The 12,280-nt window shown below is 46.7% G+C and carries 10 protein-coding genes; 7 read left to right on the top strand and 3 right to left on the bottom strand.

The genetic code is table 11. The annotated features are described in order from the left end of the window. Both ABK01_RS07905 and ABK01_RS07910 read right to left on the bottom strand, forming a co-directional pair. Complete coding sequence (locus ABK01_RS07905; RefSeq protein WP_253675245.1) at nucleotides 1-948, bottom strand: DMT family transporter; 948 nt, start codon at nucleotides 946-948, stop codon at nucleotides 1-3. Nucleotides 949-951: 3 nt separating this feature from the next. After that, on the bottom strand, nucleotides 952-1,407 hold the full coding sequence (locus ABK01_RS07910; protein ID WP_253676601.1) for a hypothetical protein: 456 nt from the start codon (nucleotides 1,405-1,407) through the stop codon (nucleotides 952-954). A gap of 150 nt (nucleotides 1,408-1,557) precedes the next feature. On the opposite strand from ABK01_RS07910, the gene ABK01_RS07915 reads away from it, so the two are divergent. The 3 genes from ABK01_RS07915 to ABK01_RS07925 all read left to right on the top strand — a co-directional run bounded on the left by ABK01_RS07915 (nucleotide 1,558) and on the right by ABK01_RS07925 (nucleotide 6,307). Then, the gene (locus tag ABK01_RS07915; RefSeq protein WP_212564676.1) at nucleotides 1,558-2,673 is read left to right on the top strand and encodes an ABC transporter ATP-binding protein; all 1,116 of its coding nucleotides are present in this window, start codon (nucleotides 1,558-1,560) and stop codon (nucleotides 2,671-2,673) included. Nucleotides 2,674-2,854: 181 nt separating this feature from the next. Then, entirely contained in the window at nucleotides 2,855-4,609 is a 1,755-nt protein-coding gene (locus tag ABK01_RS07920) for an ABC transporter ATP-binding protein/permease (protein WP_253675246.1), read from the top strand. Further along, a complete protein-coding gene (locus tag ABK01_RS07925) occupies nucleotides 4,610-6,307 on the top strand; it encodes an amino acid ABC transporter ATP-binding/permease protein (protein ID WP_253675247.1) in 1,698 nt (565 codons plus the stop codon). It abuts the gene before it with no gap. Between the two features lie 62 nt (nucleotides 6,308-6,369). On the opposite strand, the gene ABK01_RS07930 is transcribed toward ABK01_RS07925, so the two are convergent. Continuing rightward, entirely contained in the window at nucleotides 6,370-9,078 is a 2,709-nt protein-coding gene (locus tag ABK01_RS07930; protein WP_253675248.1) for a CHASE2 domain-containing protein, read from the bottom strand. 95 nt (nucleotides 9,079-9,173) lie between these two features. Here ABK01_RS07930 and ABK01_RS07935 point away from each other — a divergent pair, with 95 nt between their 5' ends. The 4 genes from ABK01_RS07935 to ABK01_RS07950 all read left to right on the top strand — a co-directional run bounded on the left by ABK01_RS07935 (nucleotide 9,174) and on the right by ABK01_RS07950 (nucleotide 12,264). Beyond that, nucleotides 9,174-9,629: a hypothetical protein gene (locus ABK01_RS07935; protein WP_212564672.1), complete on the top strand. Its 456-nt coding sequence runs from the start codon at nucleotides 9,174-9,176 to the stop codon at nucleotides 9,627-9,629. Beyond that, nucleotides 9,629-10,828 (top strand): hypothetical protein, encoded by a 1,200-nt coding sequence (locus tag ABK01_RS07940; protein WP_253675249.1) that lies wholly within the window; start codon nucleotides 9,629-9,631, stop codon nucleotides 10,826-10,828. Before ABK01_RS07935 ends, ABK01_RS07940 begins: the two co-directional genes overlap by 1 nt. A 25-nt stretch (nucleotides 10,829-10,853) precedes the next feature. Then, nucleotides 10,854-11,606: a FecR family protein gene (locus ABK01_RS07945; RefSeq protein ID WP_253675250.1), complete on the top strand. Its 753-nt coding sequence runs from the start codon at nucleotides 10,854-10,856 to the stop codon at nucleotides 11,604-11,606. Between the two features lie 139 nt (nucleotides 11,607-11,745). After that, entirely contained in the window at nucleotides 11,746-12,264 is a 519-nt protein-coding gene (locus ABK01_RS07950) for an O-acetyl-ADP-ribose deacetylase (protein ID WP_212564669.1), read from the top strand. The last annotated feature ends 16 nt before the right edge of the window (nucleotides 12,265-12,280 follow it).

Consider the following 12,280-nt stretch of genomic DNA (forward strand, 5'->3'; position numbering starts at 1 on the left):
TTACTTAGCTTTTATCTGAGAGAAAATTTTCCTGAACACATTACTGCTTAATTTTTTCTTGAGGAAGCCGAGCTTTGTTTCGGAAATGACAATCGCAATAAAAATGAGAACACAACCGATTAAAAGCGAGACTGTAACCTTCTCATGCCAGAACACAATAGCAAGGATAATACCGAATACCGATTCGAGGGAGAAGATGAGCGCCGCCGTCGATGCAACAACCTCTCGTTGACCGATCGCCTGCAATATATTAGTAAGAGACATACAAATGATACCTAAATAAAGAGCTGCAAAGATGGAATGCCCATTCCAGACGATTTTAGTACTGTCTTCAAAAAAATAGGTATATAAACCTGCATACACAGCGCCGAAAAAAAGATTTCCAATCGTAAGCAAAATCGGATCCATGGTGTCGACATACCGGCCAAGGTACACAAGATAAGCAGCAAAAACCACACTGCCTATCAGTGCAAGAAAATCGCCGAGATTTAAGCCGACATTGGAAGCTTTTAAAAGATCCGGCATCGAAATAAAGCCGATGCCGACCAAACAGAGCACTGCTGCAATAACGTGATAGATATTCGGCTTTCTCTTCCATACGAACCATGCAATAAACGGAGTGATAACGCAATAAGTCGCAACCAAAAAACCGCAACGCCCCGGAGGGCATCCTACGGCAATCGAAAGATTTTGCATCAGATAACCGATTGTCATAAGGAAACCGAGAACGGCGCATACGACAACGTAGGAACGGGACAAGTTTTTTAATCGTTTGATAAAAACCAGCATCAACACTCCTACTCCGATAGCGCACCGCATAAAGACCAAAAAGGCGGGAGGAAAATAGTCATTCGTACTGCTGATTGCGACAAAGGTCGTTCCCCAAAACAGCGCCGCAACAAAGAGCGCAATATGTGCGCCAATCTCTTTTTTTGTAAGCTTACTCATAGGTTAATCCAACCAATATATTTTATCGGGAGCTTGTTCTCGTAAAAAAATTTCTCGATACCGCTGCGAATGCTCCACCCGTACATCATCAGGAAAATACACATTATGCAAAAACCATACGGTATCCAAAAGATCTCCAAACGAATCGGAGCAGGAATATCGGTAATACAGTGGGGATTCTTCAAGCAGCGCACGCATCGCAAGGTCATGCGTATGGTACGGATCGATTGCTTGTCGCAAATTACTCCGCAAGCCTCCATACCACGCATGCGTAATCGCCAATAGATTAAGCCGTTTGTGAGTATCCATATAATACAACTCGTACATACCGGCAATTGCAGGAACAGACGTCGTTATCTTATATTTATCCGCACGTGTTAAGGCCGTCCATGTCAGCGTATAATAGACATCATTCTTGTCGTCTTCTTCTTTTATGATAATCGGTTTTAATTCAAGCATACTCTTAGAGGAGTATAGCATACTCCGCTCCTTTTGAAAATATGCCGCACACCGTCTATTTTTAGTCCTTGACAGCCTGATGTTTTTGTTTGACAGATGCGGAATTTGACGGTATACTTTTCTTTATAGGATAATTTTTAGGAGGCCGTAATGGCAAAAGTTGAACTGAAAGGTATCGGCAAAATTTACGATGGAAACGTCCGTGCAGTAGAGAATGCCAATATCGTTATCGAAGATCAGGAATTTGTTGTATTCGTCGGACCGTCCGGCTGCGGTAAATCGACGACACTCCGTATGGTAGCCGGACTTGAAGAAATCAGCGAAGGCGATTTGTACATAGACGGCGAACGCATGAACGACGTCCCACCGAAAGATCGTAACATCGCAATGGTTTTCCAAAACTATGCGCTGTATCCGCACATGACTGTCTATGACAACATGGCATTCGGATTAAAGATACGCAAAGTCGATAAACAGGAAATTGAACGCCGCGTACACGAAGCCGCCCGCATTCTCGACATTGAAAAACTGCTCGACCGTAAACCCAAGGCACTTTCAGGCGGACAGCGTCAGCGTGTCGCAGTAGGACGCGCTATTGTCCGTAACCCCAAGGTATTCTTATTTGACGAACCGTTGTCCAACCTCGATGCAAAGCTCCGTGTTCAGATGCGCGCCGAGATTTCCGACTTGCATAACCGCTTAAAAGCCACGATGATTTACGTTACGCACGATCAGGTTGAAGCGATGACCATGGGTGACAAAATCGTTGTTATGAAAGACGGAAAGGTACAGCAAATCGGCTCGCCGCTCTATCTCTACAACCATCCCGTGAATAAATTCGTAGCAGGCTTTATCGGCTCGCCGCCCATGAACTTCTTAAACGTTAAAGTCATAGAAAAAGACGGCGGCATCGCTATCGACGAAGGCACCTTTGTATTGACACCTACCGAAGATCAGCAAAAATACTTAAAGAAGTACGTCGGCAAAAATGTATTCTTTGGTATTCGGCCGGAAGATTTACAACTTGTTGCCGAAAGTGACACTGCTAAAAACAGCATGACACTCAAGATAACCGTTAAAGAACCGCTCGGGGCGGAAACACACCTCTATCTGGCTTCAAATAACCAGCAGATTATCGCTCGTACATTCAACGCGGTCGAAGCGGGAATCGGTGAATCGCTTCACTTTGTTCCGAATATGGAAAAAGCGCGCTTCTTCGATAACGAAACGGAAGCAAATATCTGCGAGGACGTTCAAAAGCAATAAAATGCCGCATCCGCCGGTCTACCCGGCTTGCTGAATACTCTTACACAGTTTTTTGAGATAAAGGGGATGTCTGAAAAGTGAGCCACTTTTTGGACAGCTCCTTTTTTAATCAACAAGCCGGAGTTGTTACCCGAAGCTTGCCGATTTTTCCCCAGCGTGATAATATATTTCCCATCCATTTATGATAAAGAAAAGATTAATTACGTTTTTAGCACACTCGAAGCGCTACATTTATTTAAATGTTTTGTGGCAGTGGATCGCCCTTGTTTCACAGATTGCGGCGGTGTTTTTTATCGGGCGTCTTTTGGAATCCTTATTCAATGGTACGATTACCTCAAAAGAGATGATAACGGCTGGCGCTGTTTTTGTTGCGGCGCTTGCAGTGCGGGCTGTTGCAACAAAATATGCAACCCGCTACGCCTTTCTTGCCGGACGAGATGTTAAAACAACCTTGCGGGATGCCCTTTACGCGAAACTGCTGAAACTCGGCGCCGCCTATCGGGATAGCATCGCTACTTCGGAAGTAGTACAGCTCGCCTCTGACGGGATCGAACAGCTTGAAATATATTTCGGTAGATACCTGCCTCAGTTTTTTTACAGTCTCCTTGCGCCGCTCACCCTTTTTGCGGTATTGGCGCCGGTCAGTTTTAAGGCGGTGGTCATTCTCCTCGGCTGCGTTCCCCTCATACCGATTTCCATTGTTGCCGTACAAAAAATCGCCAAGCGGCTGCTCAGTAAATACTGGGGCGCTTATGCAGGACTCGGCGACAGGTTTTTGGAAAACCTTCAGGGACTGACAACGCTGAAAATATATCAGGCGGATGAGGCAAAAGCCGAGGAGATGGACAGAGAAGCGGAACACTTCCGACGCATTACAATGAAGGTGCTCAGTATGCAGCTTAACTCCATTACCGTGATGGATGTAATTGCCTACGGGGGAGCTGCTGCCGGTATCATCACCGCAGCATATCAATTTGCCGCAGGGGATATTTCGATTGCGGCGGCATTCAGCATTATCCTCTTGTCGGCGGAGTTTTTTATTCCCCTCAGATTGCTCGGCTCTTTTTTCCATATTGCGATGAACGGAATGGCCGCCTCTGATAAACTTTTTTATATTCTCGATTTACCCGAACCTGCGGAAGCGCACGGCGCCATCGACAGCGCCGTCGGCATCAGCGTCCAAGACATCTCGTTCTCTTATACCGGACAACGGGCAATCCTTACAGACATCAACCTTACCATTCCGCACGGTTCCTTTATTGCCCTTGCAGGGGAATCCGGATGCGGCAAGAGCACGATTGCGGCGCTCCTTTCCGGTAAACATAAAAACTATACGGGGCGCATCTTATTCGGCCAAGACGAACTGAAAACCATCGATGAACGCCATATCATGCAGCATATTACAGTCGTAAAACACAATGCGTATCTTTTTAAGGGAACCGTCAGGGATAATTTGCGGATTGCAAAGCCGAACGCCTCGGCTGAAGAAATGGCTGCCGCGCTCAAAAAAGTAAACCTCGCTGATTTCTTAGATACGCAAAAAGGCTTAGATACCGAGCTGCAGGAAGGCGGTATGAATTTTTCCGGCGGGCAACGGCAGAGGCTTGCATTGGCACGCGCCCTCCTTTTCGACAGCCCCGTCTATATTTTTGACGAAGCAACTTCCAATATCGATATCGAAAGCGAAGAGCGGATATTACAGATTATCCATGAACTGAAACAGACCAAGACGGTGCTGCTTATTTCGCACCGGTTAGCAAACAGCGTAGACACCGACTGCATCTACTTTATGGAACACGGGCGGATTACAGAAAAAGGTACCCACAGCGAATTGATGTCCTTAAACGGCCGCTATTGCGCGTTGTACAAAAGCCAGTCGGAGCTGGAACGGTATGGCGGCACCGCCCATACTCAAGCAGTGCAGGAGGAGCGATAAATGAATACATCAAAACGCAGAAGCGCCCTTACCATAATGGACTCGCTGATTACCCTTGTCCGTCCACTCCTTCCCGTTATGCTGCTGGCAATTACCGCAGGAGTGCTCGGATTTTTATGCGCGATCTTTATCACGATCCTCGGCGGCGAAGCAATTATCGCGGCGCTCCCTACCCATATATCAGCCGGAACGCCCCTCTTGGGACTCAATCTGAAGCACATCGTGATGATATTGATCATCCTTGCGATTCTGCGGGGAGCGCTCCGCTACGGAGAGCAATACTGCAATCACTATATTGCGTTTAAGCTTTTGGCCATTATCCGGCATAAGGTATTCAGCGTATTACGGAAACTCGCGCCTGCGAAACTTGAAGGCAAAGACAAGGGGAATTTGATTTCCCTGATTACTACCGACATCGAGCTGTTGGAGGTGTTCTATGCACATACCATCTCCCCCATCATTATTGCAGCAGTAACATCCCTTTGTATGCTGATCTTTCTCGGCAGCCGCAGCCTCATCGCAGTACCGGTCGCACTCGCAGGATATATTACAATCGGTGTGATTATTCCGCTGCGCAACGGCAAGCGGACAAGCGAACAGGGACTTGCCTTTAGGACCGAGTTCGGAAATTTGAATAGCTTTGTCCTTGAGTCCCTGCGCGGCTTGGAAGAAATTATCCAATACGGGGCAGGGGAACGTATTCGAACCGAGCTGCGGCAGCGGTCGGATAATCTCGGGCAAAACGGGGAATATTTAAGCGTACAGGAAGCACGGCAGCGTATTGCAACGAATACGGCTATTCTCTTTTTTACCTTTGCACAGCTTTTTCTTTCTATTGTGCTCTTCCGGCAGGGAAGCATCGACTTTGCCGCCGCCGTAGGAATAACACTCGGCATGAGCGCCTCTTTCGGCCCCGTGCTTGCCCTCGCGCAGCTTTCCAACAATTTACATCAAACGCTCGCAAGCGGCGACCGTATTCTCAGTCTGTTGGAAGAACAGCCGCTCGTAGAAGAAATCCCCGCCGACGGCAAACCGCGCTCATTTGAAGGAGCGGCGGCAGATCACATCGATTTCAGCTACGGCAACGAAGAGATATTGCACGATTACAGCGCCGTCATTCAAAAAAACAGCATTACCGGCATACACGGCGCAAGCGGATCGGGCAAGTCTACCCTGCTTAAACTTTTGATGCGGTTTTGGGAAGTGCAAAAAGGTGCGATACGCATCTCAGGCGAGGACATAAAAACCATCCCGACCGGAGCATTGCGGGCGATGGAATCCTGCGTTACGCAGGAAAGTCAGCTCTTCAAAGGTACCATTGCAGACAATATCAAAATCGGCAAGTTGGATGCGCCGGAGAAAGCAGTTATCGCAGCGGCACAAAAAGCATCGATCCACGACTTTATTATCACCCTTCCAGACGGCTATAATACGCCGGTCGGGGAACTCGGCGACACCCTATCGGGCGGAGAAAAACAGCGTATCGGACTTGCCCGTGCATTTTTGCACGACGCTCCCCTACTCCTTCTCGACGAACCTACCAGCAATCTGGATGCCCTTAATGAACGAATCATCCTTAAATCGCTGAAGGAATCCGGCGCCGGAAAGACGGTTGTGCTTGTTTCGCACCGTAAGTCAACGCTGAATATCGCCGACACGGTTATTAATATCGCGGCAACCGCATCAGACGGTTTTTAAACAGCCCCGCCTCTTTATTCTGCGATATTTGATTTACTCGCTGATACGATTACCTTTCTATCCTATTTTTGCGTAAGGCTGAATACACCGTCCCAGTTGTCCGCAGGAGGTTTTTGGATAAAGGCCTCGCATTTACGCAGATAGGCATCAGAGGGACCATCATCCGGCCGCTCTTCGCGGAGCGCTTTAAAAAGGCGAGCTGCTTCTTTCCAATCCCGCCGGTCAAACACACAATGAGCCTCTTCAAAACGGCGTAAAAAGTCGAGCGTTGCCGAATCGACAGCCCCCTTCAATTCAACCAGCTCCCATAACTGCACTGGTGTATTGATACCGACAACGCGCACACGGTCAAACCGGCGGGTAATAAACTCGTCGCCGATTTCGTTTTTCGTCATATCGGAAATCAAAAGCCATGAACCGTACTGTTTATTTACGCCTTCCAAACGGGCGGCAAGGTTGACGGCGTTACCCATAATCGTATAGTCCATCTTCCGTTCGGTACCCATGTTCCCGACAACCATATCACCGGTGTTAATCCCGATGCGGGTTAAAAGCGGATTAGGGCTCATCCCCTCGCGCATAAAAAGCTCGTTCAGTTCAACCTCTTTACGGTGCATCAGCACTGCGGCATGACAGGCGAGGCGGGCATGTTCTTTATAATCTACCGGAGCGCCGAAGAACGATATAATGGCGTCCCCTTCGTATTTATCGATAGTGCCGCGCTGCTCTAAGATAATATCACTCATACCGGAAAGGTAGATATTCAGCAGCTTAACCAGTTGTTCGGCATCGAGCGCTTCACTTATTGTAGAAAAGCCCTTAACATCGGTAAACATTGCGGTAATCCATTTTTTCTGCCCGCCGAGCTTCAGCATAGAAGGATCTTCTATCATCTCATTGATAACATCGCCGGAAAGGTATGTGCCGAATGCTTTGCGGAGAAAGCTCTTTTCGCGCTCACTGATGATGAACGACACCATCGAATAGGTTAAGAACGATACGAAGAGTGCCAGTACCGGTGAGATAATAAAGATATAAATACCGGTAAAGTGGAATATGAGTTGATTCACCATCAGCACGACGAGGGACAGCACAACTCCTGCAATAATCTGAACAAGGGTGCTGAACCGGCGGATAACCACAATAATACCGAAAGAAAACGCAATCGCGAGCAGAGCCGACACCCAAACCGGCGCTTGCTGTAAGAAATCACGCTGCAAAATAGTATTGGCGACCGCAGCGTGCGTACCGACATTCACATATTCGCTGTGAAACGGGTTAACACCGATATCGGTTGTACCGGTACTTGACCACCCAATAATACAAAAAGCATCTTTAAGTTTACCGGCAAGCGTCGTTTCAAGCTCCGTATGCCGGTTATACGATGTGGCGGCGTTTGCATAGAGCGTTCCAAAATCGGCTTTTACCTGATCGTAAAGTTCCGCATCTTCAGGATTCCCTGCCTGTTTTGCCTCGTCGAACAAAAGCGCTACCGACGTACCGTAGTCTGTTTCAAAAAAGCTTTTTACCGTATCCCAATAGGTCTGCACAGCAGTAAGCCAAGCTTCCTTATCCTGCACAGACCCCGATTCCAAGGCAGTACGGCGTAGTTCTTCGCTTTCATCCCATAGCTGCATACATGTATCGATCGGCGCGTAGCCGGGGCCGAGGTTCCATCCTTGATTTGCCCGTAACAGGCGTAAACTGCTTGCCGTTTTTTCTCCGCTTTCGGCATAATCGATCAGCAGATAGAAAGGAACATGAGTAAAGCTGTTTTGATAGTTTTTTTTCGGCCATCGAATCAACATCATACCGCTTGAATCAAGCGGTATTGAAATATTTTCTTCTTTACCGTCATACACGGCGCCGATCAACGTAACGAGGTTTTTATCGATGACAACTTCGGGAGAACCCAGTTTCCGCAACAGCGGAGAAAAGGCAAGCTGCATAAACACCGTACCGCCGATATTATCTGTCAACCGGATACGCCGCCTCACGCCGTCGCTGTCGATATGCACATTGGTAAACCCTGCACCCGCCGCCATACGGCTGATTTCCGGTATCGGTACTAAAGCGCTGTGCCGACCGTCCGATAAGGAAGCATTCACTTTCAGCTTAGGATAGACAAACCGCTCTTTCGCAATGGCATATAAATCTTCTGAACCATCGCTCGGAGGATCATCCTGCATATTAACCGTAATAAACGACGAACCGAACAGCCGCATTGCCTGTCCTAAATAGCTATCGTTCTCTATCGCAACCTGCTTTGTATGCCGGTAGAGCGTGTCGCGCGATTGATCGATTAAATCTACCAATTCGCTCCCGTATATTCCCGCCTCCGGCAGTGTAATTTGGTTATTGGCAAGCGCTGCAAAAATATCCTGTACATTTGCGCCAATCTCTTCAAAAGAAGCGGCAAACTCGGACTTTAACGTACCGTTTAAATAGGTAAAATCTACACTCATCGGACTTTTATCGATATACTCAATATCGAAGACCGCAAATTCGGCGCCGAGTTGCGCCAACGCTTCCAAGCCTTTTGCAATCGTATTACGAGGCCACGGATATAAGCCGACTTTTTCGATAGACACATCATCGATATCCAGCAGCACAATAGAAGAATCTTCTTTAACATCAGACTTTAAGCCTAAAAAGAAATCATACAGTCGATTTTCAACGCCTATCCAAAATGGAAACAGATAAGCTCCCGCACACAGTAATCCGATAATACACGGTATAACAATTGAAGGCCAAGATATTTTTTTCTTCACTCTTTACTCCCTATTAAATCTATAGTATGATATGTACGTGAGTTATACAATGGGAAGATGTTAAAAACTTTGTTTTTTATAAAAGGGGGGACAGCATGAAACGTACTTTATATATTGCCGTTGCGATGTTACTTATCGCGGCAGCAACATTCGGTCAAGCAGCTGAAAAGATCGATAAAATTTTAGAAACCGAAGCCGCGACCTTTGGACAGGCTGCCTATCTGATACAGACAGCTTTGGATGACGGTTCCGACGGGCTTGATTTTGAAACAGCTTTTGAGCGATTCAAAAGCGAAAATCAAAATTTGATACGGGATTCGGTTACGGCGGAAGATGTGATACCGGTCAAGACCTATGCCTTTTTATTGATGAAGGCCTTCGATGTAAAAGGCGGTATGATGTACCGTATCTACCCCTGCCCTCGATATGCATATCGTGATCTGCGGTACCTCGCAGTTATCCAAGGCAAAAACAATCCCGACGCTTCTATGACAGGAGCATCAATGCTGCAAATACTCGGCCGCGTCGGTATGGTACAAGGCGGTGAATAATGAAACGTATACTAACCTTTCTCATTATCGCGGGCGGTATGACAATGTATGCCGCTGCATTGAACTTCGGATTCAACCTTTCAAATAGTACCGACTTAAACGGCACCAATAAATCTTTTAACATATCGCAGGCAAATGCCGCGGAAGCATTCATTGAATTCCCTGTGGGAGATTTTTCATCGATATATATTTCCGGCGAGGCACGGTTTTCAGGTACTTTCCCGATTAAGCCTAAGGGAGCGGTTCAGTTACTTCCGCTTACCCAAGCATTTAGACTGAAAAGAACGGATTGGTCGGGCAATACGGCTTTCAATACGATTGGCATCCAATGGGCGCTCGGACGGACCTCATTCAACGAGTATTCAAATAAAATTCTGCGCGGTTTATTTGACGGGGCAAAAGTCGGTCTTACAATCAAGAACGCTGATATTGCTTTCGCACTCGGCTATACGGGCTTAACCTATAAAACCGATGCGAAAATAAGGATAGATAAAGATGATATTGAACGTTTGAGCAATAAGGAAAAGGCACTTGCTCCGCAGCGGTTGTTCTTGCTTCTTTCAACCGCTTTCCAAGGACTCATTCCTTCGCATACATTCGGTTTCGATATGTTGGCGCAATTCGATTTACTCAAGCAAACCGGAAGGACTCATACGCAGTATTTTATACCGTATATTCACGGACGGATAGGTCGGAATGTCAGCTGGAGATACTGGGCAGCAGTTCAATTCGGTGAAGATACGCAATTATTTTACTCTCTCGCATCAGGTCTTTCCGTGCAATACTTCAACCCCGATTGGCGCTATTTTACGATAACCGGTAAGCTCGACTGGGCAGCAGGCGACTATGACGGTACGGGAGCAATGCGATCATTTATACCGATTACAGACATAAAGCAAACCGTCATTGCCGATACGACGGTAGGTCGATTCAGCGATATACTTACGGCAGGACTTACGGCAAGCGTTCGTCCTGTTCGGGGGCTTTTAACGGAAGTATCATACATAGCGCTGACTTCTCCGAATATCAAGAAAACGTCGGCTTATGTCGGTTCCGAATTATCGGCGAAACTCGCCTATCAGTTTTATGATGATTTTGATGCATCATTCGTCGGCAGTATATTCGTACCCAATAAAAAGATCATTATGGGATATAATTTACAATGGTTAACGAAATTCGCATTTACAGTTCATCTATAAAAGATAATTTTTTAGGAGGGTTACCATGAAAAAATCTTTAGGAATTTTAATACTCTGCATAGCGGGAGTTTTCTCGCTCTCGGCAGCAGCTACTCTGACAGCAACAATCACGGAAGTTGCGGGGAAGGTTGAATGTAAACTCCCCGGAAAAGATTGGAAAACCGCAAAAACAGGTGATGTTTTACCCGCAGGTTCTTTTATCTCTACCGGTTTTAAGAGTACCGCCATTCTTAAAACTGAATCGGCAACACTAACAGTAAAGCCCGTTACCCGCTTAACCATTGAAGAGCTGGTAAAATCCGAAGGAACAACAAAGACTCAGATGTTTTTGATGGCAGGACGTGTTAAGGCTGAGGTTACACCGCGTGAAGGTGAAAAAGCGGAATTTAAGGTCAAAAGTCCGACTGCGACCGCTTCCGTCCGCGGTACCGGATTTGAATTTGATGGGCAAAACTTACTTGTAGATCACGGCGCTGTACTGCTTGAAGCGGAATCCGGCGTTGGTATCCCGCAGATTGTAGCAGGCGGGGAATGGACGTCAATCAGCAATACCGGTACGGTATCCGTACCTGTCGCGGTTGCAACAAGAAGTTCAAGTTTGAGTACGAGTGAAGCAAATGTCGGTTCGGATCCTTCGAACACTAGTGAATCAAATACATCGGTAAGCAATACCCCGTTGCCTGATAATCCTAAGCCCGATAATCCTAAACCTGATGATCCTAAACCTGATGATCCTAAGCCGACTGGTGACGTAACAGTCGATATAGGATGGGAATGATTCATTAAAATATTTTACCGGCAGCCGCCCCCTCAGCTTTTCTTATCATACAAACGATGAGGTATAGGCTGCCGGTTTTTTAATTCAAAAAATATACCGGATTCGGTAATCGATGGTATAAATAAAAATATAGGAAGTTATGGATATCAAAATCATCTGCGCCGATATAACTACACTTAAAGTAGATGTAATCGTCAATGCGGCAAATACATCCCTGCTCGGCGGTGGGGGCGTTGACGGAGCTATCCACCGTGCTGCCGGATCCGAATTATTGGAAGAATGCCGTGCGCTCAAAGGGTGTAAAACAGGACAGGCAAAAATTACGCGCGGGTATCAGCTCCCTGCAGAATACGTTATCCATACCCCCGGGCCGATATATCAAGACGGTAAGCACGGGGAGCCGGAGCTGCTTGCAAGCTGCTACCGCAACTCGCTCATCCTAGCCGCAGACTTTCACTGTAAAACAATTGCGTTTCCCTGTATTAGTGCAGGCGTATACGGCTATCCTATGGAGGAAGCAGCAGCAATTGCTCTTTCTACCGTTTATGCCTACTTAATGGAAACAAAAAGTAATATGACTGTCTACCATGTTTGTTTTAATAAGCAAGCGGAAAACATTTATCGGCTGCTATTGTCAAAATTAGATAAAAATTGCTAAGACAGGGAGGCTTATT

It is taken from the genome of Treponema sp. OMZ 305 (assembly GCF_024181325.1).
Classification (GTDB): Bacteria; Spirochaetota; Spirochaetia; order Treponematales; family Treponemataceae; genus Treponema.

Coding starts and splice junctions, on each gene's coding strand:
- ABK01_RS07945 (WP_253675250.1), top strand. CDS start 10,854: ATGAAAAAATCTTTAGGAATTTTAATACTCTGCATAGCGGGAGTTTTC.
- ABK01_RS07920 (WP_253675246.1), top strand. CDS start 2,855: ATGATAAAGAAAAGATTAATTACGTTTTTAGCACACTCGAAGCGCTAC.
- ABK01_RS07910 (WP_253676601.1), bottom strand. CDS start 1,407: ATGCTTGAATTAAAACCGATTATCATAAAAGAAGAAGACGACAAGAAT.
- ABK01_RS07950 (WP_212564669.1), top strand. CDS start 11,746: ATGGATATCAAAATCATCTGCGCCGATATAACTACACTTAAAGTAGAT.
- ABK01_RS07940 (WP_253675249.1), top strand. CDS start 9,629: ATGAAACGTATACTAACCTTTCTCATTATCGCGGGCGGTATGACAATG.
- ABK01_RS07905 (WP_253675245.1), bottom strand. CDS start 948: ATGAGTAAGCTTACAAAAAAAGAGATTGGCGCACATATTGCGCTCTTT.
- ABK01_RS07935 (WP_212564672.1), top strand. CDS start 9,174: ATGAAACGTACTTTATATATTGCCGTTGCGATGTTACTTATCGCGGCA.
- ABK01_RS07925 (WP_253675247.1), top strand. CDS start 4,610: ATGAATACATCAAAACGCAGAAGCGCCCTTACCATAATGGACTCGCTG.
- ABK01_RS07915 (WP_212564676.1), top strand. CDS start 1,558: ATGGCAAAAGTTGAACTGAAAGGTATCGGCAAAATTTACGATGGAAAC.